This is a genomic window from Sediminivirga luteola, assembly GCF_014639315.1.
GTDB lineage: Bacteria > Actinomycetota > Actinomycetes > Actinomycetales > Brevibacteriaceae > Sediminivirga > Sediminivirga luteola.
Map to the genome: position 1 here is coordinate 58,067 of NZ_BMFY01000012.1, position 17,800 is coordinate 75,866.

Genomic DNA, 17,800 nt, shown 5'->3' on the forward strand with positions numbered 1-17,800 from the left:
GGTCCCGCCGCCGAAGCACCGGCGGCGGGACCGGACACAGGCGCACTCGGTGCCGGGAGGGGAACCCCTTACCGGGCCGGATCCTCCGCAGCCGTCTTCTCGTCGGCGGAGAAGAACCGGGCCAGGGTCTCCTTAGAGACCGGCTTGGTCAGCAGCGAGACGATGATGAAGCAGGGGATGTTGACCGCCAGGCCCCAGATGCCCGCGTGGATGCCCAGCGGGTGGACGAACACGAAGGAGAAGAGCGTCGTGACGACGGCGCCGGCGACGAGCCCGACGATCGCACCGGCAGCGGTGGCGCGGGGCCAGAAGAAGATCCCGACCATGATGGCGAACGCCTGGCCGGTGAAGCCGTAGCCGATGAGCAGGATGTATACCAGACTCGCCGGTTCCATGATGGAGATGGGCGCGATGATCAGCGCCATGATCGGGAAGATGAGCCACCGCGTGAGCTTCCCGGTCCTCTCGTCGGAGAGCTTGAAGAGCGGCTGGATGACGTCCTTGCTGTAGGTCAGCGCGGTGGCGTGGATGTTCGGCTCGCTCGACGACATGGACGCCGCGAGCGTTCCGGCTCCCAGCAGGCCCGCGACGATGATGGGCATATTGTCCACCGCCATCTGGATCGCCACCTGGTCCGAATTGGCGATGTCCGGGTAGGCGAAGATGCCGATGAAGCCGACCACGATCATCGGGATCAGAACCAGGTAGTACAGCGGGAGATACGTGACCGCCCGCTTGAGGCTCCGCGCCGACTTCGCGCCCATCCAGGCGATCCAGTGCGACTGCCAGATGGAGAAGAACGAGATGAGGATGGAGGTGGTCCAGAACGCGTAGCTCATATCGTCCAGGGCACCCGGGAGGGTCAGGAACTCCGGGGCCTCCGCGCGGAGCCGCTCGAAGATGGGCGCCGCGTTGAAGCCGCCGGTGAACCAGTTCACGGCCCACAGTCCCACCATCCAGGCGACGACGAACATCAGGGCGCCCTGGAACGCGTTGGTGAAGCCGATCGCCCGCAGGCCGCTGCGGTACAGGTAGATGGCGATGACGCTGAGGGCGATGATCACGCCCAGCCACGTGGGGATCAGGCCGAAGCTCATGACGTTGAGGATGTAGGCGGCGCCGATGGTCTGGATGACGGCGAAGGCGAGCCCGCCCACGGAGCCGACGATGGCGGTCAGCCCGCCCAGGAGCTTGCTCTCGTACCGGTCGGCGATGGCAGTGGACTGGGTGACGTGACCGTACTTGGCTCCCAGGTTCCACACCTTCGGCCCGATGTACCAGGCGACGATCGCCATATAGGCGAGGTAGACGACGACGTAGAGCGCGGGCACGCCCTTGTCGTGCGCCCAGCCCGGTGAGCCCATGAACGTGTAGGCGCTCACGCCGCCGGCCGCCACCAAGAGGTAGACGACGATCGAGTTCATGCTGCGGCCGCCGGCACCCCAGCCTTCGACCGTGCGCATGTTATGTCCGCGGCCCGCGCCCCAGCCGATGATGATCGCGATGAGCAGGTAGGAAGCGGTGATGATGAAGGGAACGTACTGGCTCATCCGCGATCACCCGTGATGACGTTGATGATCACCATCGCCGCCGTGGTGGCGAACAGGATGAAGATCGACCACAGCATGAGGGCGGGAATGCCCAGCGGCAGCGCGGTGGTGTTGAACAGCGCGATGACGGGCCACAGGCCGATGATCAGGACGACGAGGATGATGCCCACGCTTATCCAGCCCCGGGCCGTACGTGGACCTCTGAAACGCATATCCATGGAAGTGGTTCTCCTTCTTACTGTGCGGTGCGACTGTGGCGGGGGTGGACGGGAGTCGGGGAGTCCGCAGGGTGCGGGACATCGGCAGCGGGGCCATCGGCAGGTGTGACGCCAGGGGTGCCGGCGGTGCGCGGGGCGGCGCCGCGTGCGAATCTTGCGGCCGCGTCGTTTGCAAGGCCGGGGGCGACGCCGCTTGCGAGACCGGGGACCGCGCCGGCACCATCGGCGGTGGCTTTCCCCGCGCCCGCCGAGCTGTGAGTGCACGCGTTGGCGCGGAGGGCGTCGGCCACGAAGCGCAGCTTCTGCTCCGCGTGGGGTCCGGCGGCGATGAGGACCAGGGACGACTCCGGATCCTTGGGCTCCGGGAGACCGTCGGGCGCCGGGCGGTCCGCGCGGTCTCCGGAGACCGGTTCTGTCGTGACGACGTCGCCGGCGAGCTGGATGCGGCTCCAGCCGCCCTCGTCGTTCTCGATGATGCCTTTGGCGCGGACGAGCGCCGAGCGGTGGTCCCGCAGCGCCGCCACGATCCGCTGGACAGCGTTCAGGCCGGGCAGCGCCACAGTGAGCGACGCGTGCGCGGAGGCATGCTCGGAACGATCCGCCTCGTGCTGAGTGTCCGGCGCGCTCGGGTCCCTGGATCCAGACCTGCTCGCCGATGCGTCTTGACCCGGCTCGGGGTGCGGGTTGCCCTGAACGGGCGGGGCTGCCGGCTCGCCCTTGGCGCGCTCCGTGAGTTCGCGGATGACTGCCTCCGTTCCTGCGGCATCGCCCGGGCCGGCCTGGTGCACGGAGGCCTCCGGGGCCAGCTGGGCGCACCACCGCAGGCTCGCCTCGCGCTGCGCCGGCGTGGCCAGATCGGTCTTGGTGATCACCAGGATGTCCGCGGCTGCGATCTGCCGGGTGACGATGTCCGCGACGTACTCGTCCGCCAGCCGCCGGGGAGTCACCGCCGCGTCCACGCAGATCACCACCGGTCCGGGACGGAAACCCGGGTAGCTGCGCCAGCTGCCCAGCCGGGCGGGGTCACCGATCCCGCTGAGCTCGCAGACGACGTGGTCGATGTCCTCGCGTGCCGCCAGCGCCGACATGGTGCGCTGGACGTCATCGGTGATCTGGCAGCAGATGCACCCGTTGGTCAGCTCCAGGGTGTCCGCGCCGGCCGAGCTGATCAGGGACGCATCGACGTTCACCGAGCCGAAGTCGTTGACGACGACGGCCACGCGCCCGTAACTCCCTGCGGAGAGGATGTGGTTGACCAGCGTGGTCTTGCCGGTGCCCAGGTAGCCGCCGATCAGGGTGAGCGGCTTTCCAGTCCGGCCCATCAGGACGACCCGACGTTGCTCCGGAAATGCCGGCCGCCGACCACGGTGCCGTGAACGCGGATGTCCCCGATCTCGGCGGGATCGACCGCGAGCGGATCATCGGCGAGCACCGCCATGTCGGCGAACTTGCCGGGTTCGATGGAGCCGATCTCGTCGTCGCGTTTGAGCATGAAAGCGGAGCCGAGGGTGATCGCCTCCAGCGCGTCCTGGGCGCTGATCCTCTCGTTCTCGCCCATGACGCGCCCGGACTGAGTGAGCCTGGTGACGGCGTGCTTGACCGTCTTGAGCGGGCCCAGCGGGGTGACGGGCGAATCCGAGTGGAGGCTGATGGGCACGCCGTGGCGCAGCGCCGTGGCGGCGGCGTTGTTCCGGCGTGCGCGGTCCGGACCCATGGTGAGGTCGAGGTGCTGGTCTCCCCACTGCCAGATGTGGTTGGCGAAGAGGTTCGCGCACGCCCCCAGCGCCTTCATCCGCCGGAACTGCGCCGGGGTCGTCATCTGCGAGTGCGTGCAGGTGTGCCGGTGATCCGGGCGGGGGTGGGCGACGAGGACCTGCTCCAGGGTGTCGAGGAACAGCTGCGTCGCCTGGTCCCCGTTGCAATGGACGTGGATGAGCAGACCCGCCCGGTGGAAGATCTCGAAGGCACGGTGATACTCCTCCGGGCTGACGTTCCACATGCCGTTGGGCTGATCGCCGTAGTAGCCCGGCTCGCGCACCCGGGCGGTGAAGCCCTGCAGGGTGCCGTCGAGCATGAGCTTGACGTTCCCGAAGGTCAGCCGGTCGGTGGAGAGGTCTCGCAGTTCGACCAGGCGCTGGGCGTCCTCGGCGAGGCTGCCGGACACCGGGCCGATCCCGGCGCCGAAGTGGAAGACGTTCAGCCGCGCGGGAAAGCCGTCGCCGACGGTGCCGCGGTACAGTTCGACGCCTTCCTCGCCCATCAGGCGGGTGGTGCCCAGATCCGTGAGCGTGGTGGTCCCCGTGTTCACCGCGTCCTGGCCGAAGCGTTCCAGGGCGGCGCGGTCGACGCTGAGCACGTCGTTCCCGGCGGAGAGTTCCTGCACCAGGCTCATCGCCGCGAACTCGTGGAGTTCCCCGTTCGGCTGCCCGTCGTCGCCGAGGTGGACGCCCTCGACGTGCGACGCCTCGGCCACCCGGCATCGGCGGATGGCGGCGGAGTTGACGGTGCAGGCGTGGCCGCTGGCATGTCCGATGTAGATGGGGCGCTCCGTGGACACCCGGTCCAGGTCCCGTGCGGTCAGATGACGGTCCTGGAAGAAGATCGGGTCGAATCCCCAGGCGATCATCGGCTGGCCGGGGTCGCCGATCTTGCGTTCCTCCCGCTGCAGGCGGGCGATGACGTCGTCGATGGAACGGCAGCCGGGCCAGTGGCGACCCTCCGGGTCTACCCGGTCGACGTACCCGATGTACGTTCCCTTCCAGGTGGTGCCAGTGCCCGCGTGGCTGTGCGCCTCAACGAAGCCGGGGAGGAGGACATCGTCGGCGTAGCGGTCGTCGACGACGGCGCCAGGGTAGGAGAGCAGTTCGTCCACGGTCCCCACCGCCCGGAAGCGGTCGCCCCGCACGGCCACTGCCTCAGCGGTCGGGCAGCTCGCGTTCATGGTGCGGACCAGCCGCGCTGGATAGACGATGGTGGGTTCCGGGGTCTGCCCTGGCATACGTATCTGTCTCCCTTACTTCATCACTTCATCGGAATCCGTGCTCGTCCACGGCATCCGCTGCAAGCCAGCTCGTGCGCCTGGACCGGCGAAGCGCGACGCCCTTCCCGGTGGCCGCCGCGCAGTCCGGCATCGGCGTGAGGAGCCGCCAGGCCAGGCCGGGCGGAGCCGGGACGGCCTGCCGTGTCTCATCCTGGTCTGGAGTTGTTTCGGCTGGACGTTCCTCACGGTTGCGTTCCCGATAACAGCTATTGATTGTTGTGGCGTCCGGCATCACGGCAGTCGATGACAGCCCTTCTAGTCTGGTGGCTCAGGTCACATGCGTCCAATGCATTTATCTGGCGGAGCTCATCACGAGAGTCGATGGCGAGGGTGACAGGGCGATGCCCATCACCGCAGCGGCGGTGCCGGATGCGCCGGACGCCGAGGCCTAAATCTCAGCCGGCGTCGGGACGGATGGCGCGGTACAGCCCCTCGCACACCTCGGCGAAGGCCTGAGCCCTCCGGGTCAGACGAGCACGTTCGGGCCAGGCGAGCACGACGTCGATGCCGGGGACGTCATCGGCGATCCCCAGCGCCGCTGTGCTGCCGCCGGCGGAGGTCGTGGCGGCGACCCGCTGATTGAGCACCGTGTATCCGTGCCCCTGACCGACGAACGACCTCACCGTCTCGTATCCGTAGAACCGGTGCCGGATATACGGGGTCACCCCCGCCGCCCGGAACACCTCCTCGTAGTACTGCTGCGAATACGGCAGGGCGAGCTGGATCATCGGCTCGCTCGCGAAGTCCCGCAGGTGGACGGGCGCGGACCGGCCGGCGGCGGGATGATCGGCGGCGACGAGGACATGCGGGGCGATGGTGTCGACAAGGCGGGTCTCGAACCCGGGGCCGAGACCCAGGGCGTACGTGAGCGCCATCTCGCATTCACCCGCGTAGAGCGCCTTCTGCAGGGTCGCCAGGTCCGCCTCCAGGAACTGCACATGGACGTGCGGATAGCGGGCTTCGAACTCGGCGAGGATATGCGGCAGCCGGAACGGCGCGATCGGCGCGAAGATCCCGACGCTCAACGGCCCGGACAGCGACTCCCCCACGCCTTGCGCCGACTCACGCAGGGCATCGGCATGCTCCAGGAAGACGCCGACATCGGCGGCGAGCCGGCGACCGGCGGCGGAGAGCACCACCGAGCGGTTGCGCTGCCTGATGAACAGCTGCACGCCGAGCGCGCGCTCAAGCTGCGCCATCGCGGTGGAGACCGCCGACTGGGAGACGTTGAGACGCGCCGCGGCCTCGGTCATGCTCTCATGCCGGGCGACGGCCTGGAAGTAGCTCAGCTGCGTCAAGGTGAAGGGATGCGGCACGGCTGATATCGTCTCACGCGCTCCCTCGGCGGCCCACCGGCACAGGTCCGGCGGATCGGGCCCAGCGGGGGCTCAGGCCAGGCCCATGGCGGGCGGACCCGGAGCGGGCACGGGCGGGCGGCCCCGCGACAGACGCGAAGAGGCCCGTTTCCCTGGTCTCACCTGGGAAAACGGGCCTCTTGAGAAACGCGGAGCCGGTGGGATTTGAACCCACGGTCCCGAATAATCGGGACTCCACCTTAGCAGGGTGGTGCACTAGACCAGACTATGCGACGACTCCAGACACATCAGCAGTGCGAGTACCAGGGTATCGCCTCGGCTCACAGTGAGCAAAGCGCCCTGCGGCGCCGCCGGCCGGCTCAGGCGCGCACGCCCCGGCGGCAGCTACGATCGGGGAATGGACCCCGCACCGGACGAGCCGCGCAGCCGCAGCAGTGAGCGGTTCTCCGCCGCACATTTCGGCGACCGCGTTCTCGGTGACCTGGTGGAACTCGTCGGGACGAAACAGCCGGGTGACCGGCTTCCCAGCGAACGGGAGCTCGCCGAGCGGCTCGGCGTGTCCCGCACCGCGCTGCGCGATCGGATCGGCCGCCTGGAGTCGCTCGGGATCCTGGAGCGCCGGGAGCGCGAAGGGACGATCTACACCGGCCTGCAGCCCGAGCGGATGGGCGAGGTCCTGATCCTCGGGTTGATCTCCTCCGAGATCCACGTCGAGTCCCTGGTCTCGGTGCGGCACGCGCTGGAGCGCCAGGCGGCGATCCTGGCCAGCACCCAGCCGATGGACGGCGGTCTGGCAGTGATGCGCGAGGCCGTCACCCGGATGCACGAGACCGATGACGGCACCGAGCTGTACCGGGCCGACAACGACTTCCACCGCGGGCTCTTCCTGGCGTCGAACTCCTCGGCGCTGATCTTCTTCTCCCGCGTGCTTCGTGTCCCACTGACCGGCACCCTGCGGCACCTGACCCTCGCGGCCGAGCGGGACACGCTCCGCATCATCCACAGCGATCTGCTGCACGCCGTCGAGGCCGGGGATCCCGGGCGCACCGGCGCGGCCGTCGACGCCCACTTCGACTGGCTCGACGAGTTGTTCGAGAAGGAGTCGCGGCAGCGATGAGCGCGCCGCCGGCCTCGCAAACGCGACGCCGGCGGCCGCGGCGCACAGGGACGTCAGGGCGCGGTCGGCGGGTTCACCTGGTGGATCAGCCCACCGTCGACCGGCAGGCACACGCCGTTGACGTACCTGGCCGCCTTGGAGGCGAGGAAAAGTGCGGCGGCGGCGACGTCCCCCGGCTCCCCCATCGATCCGGTCGGAGAAAGCCGCTCCCGGTCGGCGCGCATCGCCTCCGGCGAGTCATAGGCCCCGGCGATCTGCCGGTACATCATGGGGGAGGCGATGTACCCCGGCGATATCGCATTGGCCCGCACGCCACGGCGCCCGTACTGGATCGCCAGGCTCTTCGTGAACTCGATCAGACCCGCCTTCGAGGCCGCGTACGCGGGGTAGTCGTAGCCGATGTAGCGCATGCCGCCGACGGAGGCGATGTTCACGATGCTCCCACCGCCCTGCTCGAGCATCACCGGCAGCACGTGTTTGGCCGTGATGAACGCGCTGGTGAGGTTCACCCGGAACGTGCGCTCCCATGCTTCGACGCTCATTTCCAGCGGTCCACCCATCGGGGCGATGCCGACGTTGTTGTGCAGCACGTCGATGCGGCCGAACGACTCCAGGCAGACACGCACGGCGGCGGCCACCGACCCGGAGTCGGTCACGTCGGCCGTGACGGCGAGCACCTCCGCGTCCGGCACCTGCTCCCGCACTGTCTGCCGGGCGCGTTCCGCTCCGGCGGCGTCGATGTCGGCGATCACCACGTTCGCTCCGGCGCCGGCATAGGCGAGGCCGCTGGCCAGGCCGTTGGTGATCTCCCCCGAGGACGAGCCGCCGCCGAACACGACGGCCGTCTCCCCCGTAAGCATCATGCGGGTGTCCCCGCCTCTGCCATGGTGGCACCGCGAACGGCTCGCACTGCGGCGATCATCTCGTCCCGGCCCGGTGTCACGGTACGCTCGAGCGGCTCGCTGTACGGGATGGGCGTGCGCGCGCCGCCGATGCGGCGAGGCGCGGCATCGAGCAGATCCCACGCCTCCTCGGCCACCTGCGCGACGAACTCCGCTCCCCAGCCGTAGTCCCGGACGGCCTCATGACCGACGATCAGGTGCCGTGTCTTCCGGATCGAACCGATGACCGTCTCCATATCGAAGGGGTACAACGTGCGCGGGTCGATGATCTCCGCCTCGATACCTTCCTCCGCGAGCTGGTCGGCGGCCGCGAGCGCGGCGTGCAGCACCTGCTGCGTGGCCACGACCGTCACGTCCGTGCCCGGCCGGGCGATCCGCGCCTGACCGAACGCGACCGGCTGGAAGTCCACCTCTCCCTTGTCATAGTACAGGTTCTTGTGTTCCAGGAAGATGGTCGGATTGTCCGTGCGCACAGCCTGGACCAGTAACCCGTACGCGTCGCCGGGCGTCGCCGGCACTGCGACCTCCAGGCCCGGGACATGCGCGAAGATCGTCTCGAGGGACTGCGAGTGCTGGGCCGCCTTGCCGATTCCCGATCCGCCATTGGTCCTGATCACCAGTGGCACATCAAACTGGCCACCGAACATGTAGCGCGCCTTGGCCGCCTGGTTGATGATCCCGTCGAAGCCGAGCAGGGAAAAGTCGGAGTACATGATCTCCAGGATCGGCCGGGTCCCACGGGCGGCTGCGGCACCGACGGCCGCCAGGAGCACCTCTTCGCTGATGGGGGTGTCACGCACCCGCCCGGGGCCATAGACGTCGACGAGCTTGCGTGTCACGCCGTAGATGCCGCCGCCGGTGCCCCAGGTGGTGATGTCCTCTCCCAGCACGAACGCCTCGGGGATGTCCGCGAGGATGTCATGGAGGGCGGAGTTCAGTGCCCGCCAGGTGGTGAGGTTCTTCGGTGTCTTCTCCGTCATCGTCCTGCCCATCCTTGCGTCGCGTAGACATCGGTGTGCGCGCTGGCCGGGTCCGGCAGCGCCGAGGCCCGGGCGTACCGTTCGGCTTCGTCGATCTCCGCGGTGATCTGTTCCTGGGTGCGCTCCCACTCCCCGGCTGCGAGGATCCCGGACTCCTCCAGCCGGGTCCGCAACCGGGTGAGGGGGTCACGCGTGTGCCATTCCCGGACCTCGTCCTTGCTGCGGTAGATCTCCGTGTCCCCGGCCATATGGCCCAGGTAGCGGTAGGTGTCGGCGACGATCATGCTCGGTCCTTCGCCGGCGCGGGCTCTCGCGACGGCGGTCTCGGCGGCGTCGTACACCGCCGGCAGGTCCATTCCGTCGACGGCAATGGCAGGTACCCCGTACGCCTCGCCCCGGCGGGTGAAGTCGGGCTGGGCGACCATCTGCTCGATCGCCGCGGACTGTGCGTAGTGATTGTTCTCCAGCACGAAGAGCACCGGCAGCGACCAGATCGCCGCCAGGTTGAGGGCCTCGGCCAGGACGCCCTGGTTGGCGCCGCCGTCGCCGAAGTACGCCACCGCGACGCTGCCGTCGCCGCTCACCTGCGCGGCGAGGGCGGCGCCGGTGGCGATGCCGATGCCGGCGCCGACGATGCCGTTGGTGCCCAGCACGCCCAGTTCGGCGACGCCGATGTGCATCGAGCCGCCCTTGCCGCCGCAGTAGCCGTCCCTGCGCCCCAGGATCTCCGCCATCGTGCGGCCGAAATCGGCCCCCTTGGCGAGGGTGTGGGCGTGTCCCCGGTGGTTGCTGGCGATGGCATCGCGGGCCTCGAGGTTCATCGAGACGCCCACTGCGACGGCCTCCATCCCCACCGAGGGATGGGTCGAGCCGCGGATGAGCCCCTCCTGGGAGAGCGCCGGCAGCCGCTGCTCGAATTCCCTGATCTTGGCCATCAGGCGAAGCCCCTTCAGGCCGTGCTCATGCAGATCGAACATCGCTCACTCCTCCACGACGGCGATGACCTGGCCAAGTTCGACCACATCGCCCTCCTCGGCGCGGTGCCGCAGTGTTCCCGCGGCGGGTGATTCGACATCGACGACGACCTTCGAGGTTTCGATCTGAGCGACCGTCTGCCCCTGGGTGACGGTGTCGCCGTCCGTGGCGAGCCACTCCACCAGGTCGCCCTCGGTCTCCTCGCCGAGCAGGTCGGCGGACAGGGTGATGTCCATGAGTACTCCTTCGTTCTAGGTGGTTGTCGACTGGGTGGTCGCGGTCCGTGCAGACCGGTCAGCGTGCGGGTTGCACCGCGATCTCGAACGTGACGGCGACCGGGTTCGCGCCCGGAACTAGGACGCCGGTGTGGACGTCTCCGTGCCGGTCCACGAGCGTGCAGGTGAGGGTAGCGTGCAGCCGGTCGTCTTCACGCGTCACGAAGCCGGTCAGGCTGATGACCTCGGTCCCGGGCCCGTCCACCTCGCGGATGCCCCCGGTGCGGTGGTCCCGGAAGCGGGCGCCGATGAGGCTCCCGAGCCCGGCGCGCACGACGGCCTTGTCGTATCCGGCCGCGCGGCACGCCTCGAGCACCGCGTCGGTGATGTCCTCGTTGGGCAGCACCCGTGCCACCGTCGTGGTGGTGAGGGAATCGTCCATGACTCGGTCCTTTCTCTGCACGGGGTGGGGTTCGAAGGCCGGCATGCCGGTCTCGGGATCGTCGGTACTGATCCAGCCGGCGTCCAGAAGCCCGAAGACGGCCGCGACGGGAGCTGGATCACCGATTCGGGTCTCCGGCCAGATATGCCCACCTCGGACCAGCCCGTCCGGCTCCATCCAGCTGAAATGACCGTGGACGAACGGTTCGCCGTCGCGAGTGCCGATGGTCGCTGAGCCGTAGAGCAGCCCGGCCCTCCTCCTGATGCGGGTCGGCGAATAGGACACCAGGTGACGCTCATCGCCTGCGCCCGGCACGCAGTAGTGCACGGGCGTCATGGTTCCGGAGAACACCTCCGCGTAGCCTCCGACAACGCCCATGGCCGCCGTGATGCGGATTAGTTCCGCGGTGAGGGGTTCGCCGGGGTGCAGGGCTTGCACGGTGCTGACCACCCGGCTGCGCTGGGTCTTCAATCTGGGCCAGCCGCGGGGCCCCGGGTGCCGGAGCCGCGGAGCTGGCAAGTCTTCTGTCTGCATCGATACCTCCTCGATGCCGGCGGGGTCTCCGCCGACTGGTAGTACCAGGCTGGGTCTAGGTGTGCCCGCCTGATCCACGCGTACGCCGATGCTGCGACGGCTCAGCCGATCGCGGCACCTCCGCACACCTTCAGGGTCTCCCCGGTGACGAAGGACGTTCCCGGACCGGCGAGGTAGGCCACCGCGGCGGCGATGTCCTCGGGACGGCCCATCCGCTTGATCGCCTGGCCGCCGAGCGGGTAGTCCATCTTGTCCGTCATCGGCGTCGCCACCGCGCCCGGGGCCACGGTGTTCGAGGTGATCCCGAGGGTGCCGACCTCCTTCGCCACCCAGCGGGTGAACGCGATGATGCCGCCTTTGGAGGCCGCGTACGCCGGCCCGGAACGACCTCCGGACTCGCCACTGGCATCGAGTCCGCCCATGATGCCCGAGACCGAGCTGATGTTCACGATGCGCCCGGACCCCTGCGCTTTCATATGCGGGTAGATGGCGGCCTGGGTGAACAGGAAGGTCCCGGTCAGGTTGGTGGCAATATCGCGCTCCCAGGTGGCATCGTCCATATGCTCCAGGTCGATGCGGCCGCAGGTGCCGGCATTGTTGACGAGGACATCGATCCGGCCGAAGCGCCCCACGACGCCGTCGACGCAGTGCCGCACCTGCCCCCGGTCCCTCACGTCGGCCTGCCAGCCGGCGGCGCGGATCCCCTGCTCCTGCAGCGTCCGCACCGCCGCGTCCGGATCCAGGACATCGACGATGGCGACATCGGCGCCCCGGGAGCACAGTTCCCGCGCGATCGCCAGGCCGATGCCGCGGGCGCCGCCAGTGACGAGGCAGACCTGGCCGGCGAGTTCAGTTCGAGTCATGACGTCACAGTCCCATCAGATCGGGCAGCCAGTTGCTCAGCTGCGGAATGAAGGTGATCAGCAGAAGCACGAGGAGCCCCACGCCGAGGAAGGGCCAGATGCCTCTGACCGCTTCGCTGAAGGGGATCTTGGCGATGCCCGCGGCCACGAAGAGGTCGATTCCTACCGGTGGCGTGACGAGCCCGAGGGCCAGATTGATGGTCATCATCACTCCGATCGTGGTGATGTCCATGCCGAGTTCCAGCAGAACCGGCACGAAGATCGGTACGAAGAGGTAGAAGGCGGAGACCGCGTCCAGGAACATCCCCGCGATAAGCAGGCTGAGGTTCACCAGGAGGATGATCAGCACTGTGCTGTCGGTGATGGCGAGGATCTGCTCGGAGACGCGCGAGGCGATCCTGTTGCGGGTGATCACATAGGCGAACAGCGAGGCCGCCGCGATGATGATCATGATCCGTGAGGACTGCACGCCGGCCGTGGTGAATACCCTGGCCACGTCCCTCAGTTTCAGCTCGCGGGTGAGTGCGAGGCCGACGACGAGAGCGTAGACAGCGGCGACCGCAGCAGACTCCGTCGGGGTGAAGATACCTCCGTAGATACCACCGAGGATGATCACCGGGACGAGCAGCCCCGGCACAGCCCGTAGGAAGGCCCTCCCGATCTCCGGCCAGGGCGCGCGTTCGGTACGGCGCCCGACCTGCGCATTAGGGTCGATGGTCTCCTCCAGCGTGATGACGCCTTCGGTGGCCCGGGCTCCGGACGGGGACGCGCCGCCGGGGGAGGCGGTTCCTCCGCCGGCGGTTGTGGTGGGCACCCCGGCCATGCCGAGACGTCCCAGGCCCTTCCGCACATGGGCGTCGGCGTTCTCCTTCATCTGATCCATATGCCGCGGCAGGTAGCGGGCGACCAGGTAGAAGGCAAGGGCGAGCAGCACACCGGGCAGCACACCGGCCATGAACAGCCTGGCGATCGAGATCCGCTCGTACTCGCTGGCGACCACGGCGAAGACGATGAACGCGATGCTCGGGGGCAGTACGATGCCCATCTCCCCGGCGCTGGCCACCAGGGACGCTGCGTGGCGCTTGCTATAGCCGTGCTTGGCCAGTGCCGGGATCAGGATCGCACCCAGGGCGGCCACAGTCGCCGGCCCTGACCCTGAGATCGAGGAGAACAGCAGCGCGGTCAGGATGGTGGTCAGCGCCAGGCCGCTTTTGCGGTGCCCCACGCACTTGTCGGCGAGGTCGATCAGGCGAGCGGAGATGCCGGTCAGCTCCATGATGACCCCGGCCAGTATGAAGAAGGGGATCGCCAGCAGCGTCTCGGAGGACATCGAGGCGTACATGACGCCCGCAGCCGGGTTGAATGCGGAGACACCGCTAGAGACGAGGATCGCGGCGAAGGCGGCGATTCCCATAGAGAAGGTCACCGGAACGCCCACGAAGAGCAGCACGAGGAACGTACCGAAGAGTACCGCTTCGATCATGATGCCTCCTCCTTCCGGACCCTGTTCACCTGCACGACGGCGACCTGCACCGCGCGAATCGCACCGAGCGCGGCTCCTGCCGGCAGCGCCAGCGAGAACACCCACTGCGGCCAGTGCAGCGCAGGCGTGAGCCGTCCCGTCGCCATCTGCCGGGACACCATCTCGAGCCCCAACCAGAGGAACATCAGGAAGAACGCCAGCGTCGCCAGGGTGATCAGGGCCACGAGCACGGTGCGCAATGCGCCGCGGGAGATGGTCGGCAGGACCTCGAAGCCCGGATGCGTGCCGAGCCGGACGCCGGCGGCGGCGCCGACCATGGTCAGAAGCACTGCGAGATTGATCACCAGTTCGGTGGTGAACGACATTGAGCCGTGCAGCAGGTAGCGGCTGACGACATTGACGAAGGACAGCACCGTGATCGTGCCGAAAGCGGCCACGATCAGGGTGTTCTCCAGCCGGGTCAGTATTGTGTCGAACATGCCCTACTCCGGCGAGACGGCCTGGAAGAGGTCCTCGGTCCAGCGGTCCATATGCGCCTCGCGCACCGGGGTGAGCGCCTCGCGGAACGCGTTCACCTGGTCGGGGCTCAGCTCGGTGACCTGCATGGTCTCCTCAAACTCAGCGAGCTGTTCGGCCTCGCGCTCACGGTTGAGGTCGATCTGGAGGGCATTGGCCTCTTCTGCTGCCTCGTCCACGAGAGCGCGGTCCTCTTCGCTGAGCGAGTCGTACAGGTCCTTGTTCATCCCGAGGATCAGGGGGTCGTAGACGTAGTTCCAGACGGAGAGGTATTCCTGGACGTCGGCCAGGCCGTTGGAGTGAATCACGTCGAAGGGGTTTTCCTGACCGTCGATGGTGCCCGTCTGCAGTGAGGTGAACACCTCGGCGAAGTTCATCGTCACCGGATCGGCACCCAGCTCTGAATAGATGTCCAGGAAGAGACTGGAGCCGGGGACCCGGACCTTCAGGCCGACGAGGTCATCGGGAGCTCCGATGGGCGTCTTGCTGTTGGTGACTTGGCGGAAGCCGGATTCACCGAATCCGAGCATCTCGACGCCGACCTCACGGCTGAGTTCCTTGTATGCGTCCAGGCCGCCATCGGCGATCGCCTGGTCGGCGACCTCATAGGAGTCATAGAGGAACGGCGCGTTGATCGCCGCGAACCGCTCGTCGATGCCGGAGTAGATGATCGTCGAGTTGTACGAGAAGGCCTTGTCACCGTTCATCAGCTGCTCGACCCCGGCGGCGGGATCGCCACCGGAGAGCTGCTCATTCGCGAAGATGTTGACGACAATCCGGCCGTCGGAGCGGTCCTCCAGAATCTCGGCAAATCGTTCCGCACCGGCGTACCAGGTGGAGGCGTCGCTGACGGTGATGGTGAAGTCCCAGTCGTAGGTGTCACCAGCAGCGGCTCCCCCGCCACAGCCCGAGACTACAAGTCCCGCGGAAGCGAGCATCGCAAAGGGCATGGATCGTTTCATAGCTCCTCCTTGAGCGTCATGAACGTGAGCACGCAGCAGGTCATGAGGCGTGCGGCGATAGTGCGAAGACCGGTTCTCGGCACTGAGGCGTCCTCGCGGTCTGTGAAGCATGTCACAGCCTGGTATTACCAGTCAAGAGACGGCGATTCACGCGGCGGAAGAAACCTGTTTTAGCTGGTCAAGCGTCACATGAGACGAAGCGGGCAGAGAAGCCCGCGTGCAGATATCCATGCGCGCATGCCTTTAAGCCGCATCGAACGCATCGGAGTCTTTTCAGACTTCGGGCGACGGCTGAGCCCTAGCCGCCCACCGGCCGTTATTCCCAGGTCCTCCCCTGGGCCGCCACGACCGCACCGGCGACGACCACGTCTTCCCAGGCCATGCCGACGCTCTTGAACAGCACGGGCCGGTCCACGCGGTGAGACCCTTCCCGTGCGATGTCGGCGAAGGTGACGAAGTCCTCCGGCGCGATCACGCCGGCTTCAACGGCCAGCACCACATCGCCGGCCTCGCGCATGGCGTTGTCCCGGTCCTCCACGATCACCCGGGACCGGGCCACCAGGTACTCGTCGACTTCACGCGCATCGGGCTCATGGGAACCCATCGCCACCACGATCGCGTCGTCGCGGACCAGCGCCGAATCGAACAACGGCTCGCGGGCGGAGGTGGCGCAGTGGATCAGCCCCGCCTGGCGGATCGCCGCATCGGCGTCGGGGGTGCCTGCCTGGACCACCCGCACGGGTAGCCCCGCCACCTCTTCCGGCAGGCTCGCCGACTGCGGGGACCGTACCGCGAACGTCACCGAGCCCAGCGGCCGGTGGCCATCGAGCACATCGGCGGTGACGGTCGCATGCCTGACCGCCTGGATGGCACCGCCGAAGATCAGCAGGTCCAATGGGGAATCGTCGGCCAGCAGATGGTGACGTATGCCGGCCAGCGACACCGCGGGGGTGCGCAGCGCGGTCAGTTCGGCGCCGTCCAGCACCGCCCGGGGTGTGAGCGTCTCGGCGTCGAACAGCAGGAACAGTCCCTGAATGCTCGGCAATCCGCGCTCCGGGTTGCCCGGGGCCAGCCCCAGAACCTTCACGCCGGCATCGGCGCCGTACTCGGCCGGCATCATCAGGAACGCACCGTGTGTCAGAGGCGCCCGCGAGCGGGGCGCCCCGGCGCTTGTGTCAAGACCTCCGCGGAGCGCGTCGATGAGTGCCTGCACTGCGTCGCGCGGGCGCAGGCGGGCGACCGCCTCGGCGTCGAGGAACGGGATCTGGGAGCTCATGGCGGCTTCCTCATTGGCTTCGGGTACGCGGTCAGTGCCTTCGAGCCTAGCGTGGCCGGCGTCACAGCGTGCGACGCCGAGTTGCCGCCAGCGGGACAGGGTCAGCGGGATAGTGCCGGCGGGACGGAGGCGGATAGCCCAGCATTCCGGTGCGATGCGCGGACCGCCGCGGGACCGCACTGCGGACGGGCGAACGAATCGGGACACGGGCATCGGGCCCGGCATGCTGGGGATGCCGGGCCGACCATGTGGTGCCTCACTATGCTGGTAGGGGCGCCGAGGGACGGCTGCCGTCTTCACACAGCGAGGTGCCACGATGGAACAGGTTCCGCAGGACCGCACAGCCGTCGCCGTGCTCGGCGCGGGCCTGATGGGACACGGGATCGCGCAGGCGTTCATGACCGCCGGGTTCGAGGTCTCCCTCTGGGATCCCGACGCCGATGTGCTGAACTCCGCCCCGGATCGCATCGCCGCCCATCTCGAAGTCGCCGGCATCGAGCGCGAGGTCGATGTGCGGCTGGCACGGACCTTGCCGGAGGCGGTCGATGGCGCCAGCCTGGTGATCGAAGCCGCCCCAGAGAAGATGCCGATCAAGCAGGACCTGGTGCGGCAGGTGGAGGACGCGAACGACGAGTGCATCCTCGCCTCCAACACCTCCGTGCTGCGGATCACCGAGATCGCCGAGGCAGCCCGGCACCCCGAGCGCGTGGTGGGCACGCACTGGTGGAACCCGCCGTACCTCATCCATCTGGTGGAGGTCGTCCGCGGGGAGCGGACCGCCGATTCGACGGTCGAGCAGGTCAGCACGTGGCTGCGCGAGGCCGGCAAGACCCCGGTGGAGGTGTACAAGGACGTGCCGGGCTTCGTCGGGAACAGGATGCAGTTCGCCCTGGTGCGCGAGGCCGCGCACATCGTCGAAGAAGGCATCTGCAGTCCCGAGACCGTGGATCTCGTCACCCGGATGACCTTCGGCCGCCGATGGCCGGCGGTCGGCCCGCTGGAGAACTCCGACTTCATCGGCCTGGACCTGGTCAAGGCGATCATGGACTACCTGGCGCCTTCCCTGTCCACCGCGCAGTCGGCCCCCGCGCTGTTCGAACGGCTGCTGGCGGAAGGCCACTCCGGAGCACGCGCCGGCAAGGGCGTCTACGAATGGCCCGAGGGCACCCGGGACGAGGTCGAGCGGCGGCTGCTGGATCACCTGCTCGCCACCGAGACATCGGGTCGCCCGGAGGACGACACCGGCACAGACCAGTCCCGGTAGCGCGCAATACCCCGGCTGCCGGGTCGGCCACCTGTCGTTGCCTCCGGGGTTGTGCACCGCCCCCGGACTTACTTCCGGCGCTGTGCACTATTTCCGGGTGAGCTCACGCGGAATTAGCGCACGACCCCGGAACCAAGCAGCAGCCCA

17 protein-coding genes and 1 tRNA gene are annotated in these 17,800 nt (G+C 68.1%); 2 read left to right on the forward strand and 16 right to left on the reverse strand.

The window, feature by feature from the left end; all coding sequences use genetic code 11:
- Nucleotides 1-68: 68 nt before the first annotated feature.
- From IEW13_RS12930 to IEW13_RS12955, 6 genes are all read right to left on the reverse strand, one after another.
- Nucleotides 69-1,550 carry a sodium:solute symporter family protein gene (locus IEW13_RS12930; RefSeq protein ID WP_188551339.1) on the reverse strand — a complete coding sequence of 494 codons (1,482 nt, stop codon included), beginning with the start codon at nt 1,548-1,550 and terminating at the stop codon, nt 69-71.
- Nucleotides 1,547-1,720, reverse strand: coding sequence for a hypothetical protein (locus IEW13_RS12935; protein ID WP_188551340.1), 174 nt, complete (start codon nt 1,718-1,720; stop codon nt 1,547-1,549). Before IEW13_RS12935 ends, IEW13_RS12930 begins: the two co-directional genes overlap by 4 nt.
- A gap of 65 nt (nt 1,721-1,785) precedes the next feature.
- Entirely contained in the window at nt 1,786-3,090 is a 1,305-nt protein-coding gene (locus tag IEW13_RS12940; RefSeq protein ID WP_188551341.1) for a CobW family GTP-binding protein, read from the reverse strand.
- Nucleotides 3,090-4,766 (reverse strand): amidohydrolase, encoded by a 1,677-nt coding sequence (locus IEW13_RS12945; RefSeq protein ID WP_188551342.1) that lies wholly within the window; start codon nt 4,764-4,766, stop codon nt 3,090-3,092. Before IEW13_RS12945 ends, IEW13_RS12940 begins: the two co-directional genes overlap by 1 nt.
- Before the next feature lie 437 nt (nt 4,767-5,203).
- On the reverse strand, nt 5,204-6,124 hold the full coding sequence (locus IEW13_RS12950) for a LysR family transcriptional regulator (protein ID WP_188551343.1): 921 nt from the start codon (nt 6,122-6,124) through the stop codon (nt 5,204-5,206).
- Between the two features lie 189 nt (nt 6,125-6,313).
- Nucleotides 6,314-6,404 (reverse strand) — tRNA-Ser (locus IEW13_RS12955).
- A gap of 117 nt (nt 6,405-6,521) precedes the next feature.
- On the opposite strand from IEW13_RS12955, the gene IEW13_RS12960 reads away from it, so the two are divergent.
- On the forward strand, nt 6,522-7,241 hold the full coding sequence (locus tag IEW13_RS12960) for a FadR/GntR family transcriptional regulator (protein ID WP_188551344.1): 720 nt from the start codon (nt 6,522-6,524) through the stop codon (nt 7,239-7,241).
- A 53-nt stretch (nt 7,242-7,294) separates the two neighbouring features.
- Here IEW13_RS12960 and IEW13_RS12965 read toward each other — a convergent pair whose 3' ends face one another.
- The 10 genes from IEW13_RS12965 to IEW13_RS13010 all read right to left on the reverse strand — a co-directional run bounded on the left by IEW13_RS12965 (nt 7,295) and on the right by IEW13_RS13010 (nt 16,389).
- Nucleotides 7,295-8,104 (reverse strand): SDR family NAD(P)-dependent oxidoreductase, encoded by an 810-nt coding sequence (locus IEW13_RS12965; protein ID WP_188551345.1) that lies wholly within the window; start codon nt 8,102-8,104, stop codon nt 7,295-7,297.
- On the reverse strand, nt 8,101-9,123 hold the full coding sequence (locus tag IEW13_RS12970) for an alpha-ketoacid dehydrogenase subunit beta (protein ID WP_188551346.1): 1,023 nt from the start codon (nt 9,121-9,123) through the stop codon (nt 8,101-8,103). Before IEW13_RS12970 ends, IEW13_RS12965 begins: the two co-directional genes overlap by 4 nt.
- Nucleotides 9,120-10,100: a thiamine pyrophosphate-dependent dehydrogenase E1 component subunit alpha gene (locus IEW13_RS12975; protein ID WP_188551347.1), complete on the reverse strand. Its 981-nt coding sequence runs from the start codon at nt 10,098-10,100 to the stop codon at nt 9,120-9,122. The genes IEW13_RS12970 and IEW13_RS12975 overlap by 4 nt, the downstream gene beginning before the upstream one ends.
- A 3-nt stretch (nt 10,101-10,103) precedes the next feature.
- Entirely contained in the window at nt 10,104-10,334 is a 231-nt protein-coding gene (locus tag IEW13_RS12980) for a biotin/lipoyl-containing protein (RefSeq protein WP_188551348.1), read from the reverse strand.
- A 58-nt stretch (nt 10,335-10,392) separates the two neighbouring features.
- Complete coding sequence (locus tag IEW13_RS12985; RefSeq protein WP_188551349.1) at nt 10,393-11,289, reverse strand: PCC domain-containing protein; 897 nt, start codon at nt 11,287-11,289, stop codon at nt 10,393-10,395.
- Nucleotides 11,290-11,390: 101 nt separating this feature from the next.
- Entirely contained in the window at nt 11,391-12,152 is a 762-nt protein-coding gene (locus IEW13_RS12990) for an SDR family NAD(P)-dependent oxidoreductase (protein WP_188551350.1), read from the reverse strand.
- A gap of 4 nt (nt 12,153-12,156) precedes the next feature.
- The gene (locus tag IEW13_RS12995; RefSeq protein WP_188551351.1) at nt 12,157-13,635 is read right to left on the reverse strand and encodes a TRAP transporter large permease; all 1,479 of its coding nucleotides are present in this window, start codon (nt 13,633-13,635) and stop codon (nt 12,157-12,159) included.
- Nucleotides 13,632-14,114, reverse strand: a complete 483-nt coding sequence (locus IEW13_RS13000) for a TRAP transporter small permease (RefSeq protein WP_188551352.1) — start codon at nt 14,112-14,114, stop codon at nt 13,632-13,634. The genes IEW13_RS12995 and IEW13_RS13000 overlap by 4 nt, the downstream gene beginning before the upstream one ends.
- A 3-nt stretch (nt 14,115-14,117) precedes the next feature.
- Nucleotides 14,118-15,113 carry a DctP family TRAP transporter solute-binding subunit gene (locus IEW13_RS13005; protein WP_188551353.1) on the reverse strand — a complete coding sequence of 332 codons (996 nt, stop codon included), beginning with the start codon at nt 15,111-15,113 and terminating at the stop codon, nt 14,118-14,120.
- A 316-nt stretch (nt 15,114-15,429) separates the two neighbouring features.
- A complete protein-coding gene (locus IEW13_RS13010; protein WP_188551354.1) occupies nt 15,430-16,389 on the reverse strand; it encodes an ornithine cyclodeaminase family protein in 960 nt (319 codons plus the stop codon).
- A gap of 316 nt (nt 16,390-16,705) precedes the next feature.
- On the opposite strand from IEW13_RS13010, the gene IEW13_RS13015 reads away from it, so the two are divergent.
- Nucleotides 16,706-17,653: a 3-hydroxyacyl-CoA dehydrogenase family protein gene (locus IEW13_RS13015; RefSeq protein ID WP_188551355.1), complete on the forward strand. Its 948-nt coding sequence runs from the start codon at nt 16,706-16,708 to the stop codon at nt 17,651-17,653.
- Nucleotides 17,654-17,800 lie beyond the last annotated feature (147 nt).

Coding starts and splice junctions, on each gene's coding strand:
- IEW13_RS12980 (WP_188551348.1), bottom strand. CDS start 10,334: ATGGACATCACCCTGTCCGCCGACCTGCTCGGCGAGGAGACCGAGGGC.
- IEW13_RS12965 (WP_188551345.1), bottom strand. CDS start 8,104: ATGATGCTTACGGGGGAGACGGCCGTCGTGTTCGGCGGCGGCTCGTCC.
- IEW13_RS12985 (WP_188551349.1), bottom strand. CDS start 11,289: ATGCAGACAGAAGACTTGCCAGCTCCGCGGCTCCGGCACCCGGGGCCC.
- IEW13_RS12930 (WP_188551339.1), bottom strand. CDS start 1,550: ATGAGCCAGTACGTTCCCTTCATCATCACCGCTTCCTACCTGCTCATC.
- IEW13_RS13010 (WP_188551354.1), bottom strand. CDS start 16,389: ATGAGCTCCCAGATCCCGTTCCTCGACGCCGAGGCGGTCGCCCGCCTG.
- IEW13_RS12990 (WP_188551350.1), bottom strand. CDS start 12,152: ATGACTCGAACTGAACTCGCCGGCCAGGTCTGCCTCGTCACTGGCGGC.
- IEW13_RS12975 (WP_188551347.1), bottom strand. CDS start 10,100: ATGTTCGATCTGCATGAGCACGGCCTGAAGGGGCTTCGCCTGATGGCC.
- IEW13_RS13005 (WP_188551353.1), bottom strand. CDS start 15,113: ATGAAACGATCCATGCCCTTTGCGATGCTCGCTTCCGCGGGACTTGTA.
- IEW13_RS13000 (WP_188551352.1), bottom strand. CDS start 14,114: ATGTTCGACACAATACTGACCCGGCTGGAGAACACCCTGATCGTGGCC.
- IEW13_RS12960 (WP_188551344.1), top strand. CDS start 6,522: ATGGACCCCGCACCGGACGAGCCGCGCAGCCGCAGCAGTGAGCGGTTC.
- IEW13_RS12995 (WP_188551351.1), bottom strand. CDS start 13,635: ATGATCGAAGCGGTACTCTTCGGTACGTTCCTCGTGCTGCTCTTCGTG.
- IEW13_RS13015 (WP_188551355.1), top strand. CDS start 16,706: ATGGAACAGGTTCCGCAGGACCGCACAGCCGTCGCCGTGCTCGGCGCG.
- IEW13_RS12940 (WP_188551341.1), bottom strand. CDS start 3,090: ATGGGCCGGACTGGAAAGCCGCTCACCCTGATCGGCGGCTACCTGGGC.
- IEW13_RS12945 (WP_188551342.1), bottom strand. CDS start 4,766: ATGCCAGGGCAGACCCCGGAACCCACCATCGTCTATCCAGCGCGGCTG.
- IEW13_RS12970 (WP_188551346.1), bottom strand. CDS start 9,123: ATGACGGAGAAGACACCGAAGAACCTCACCACCTGGCGGGCACTGAAC.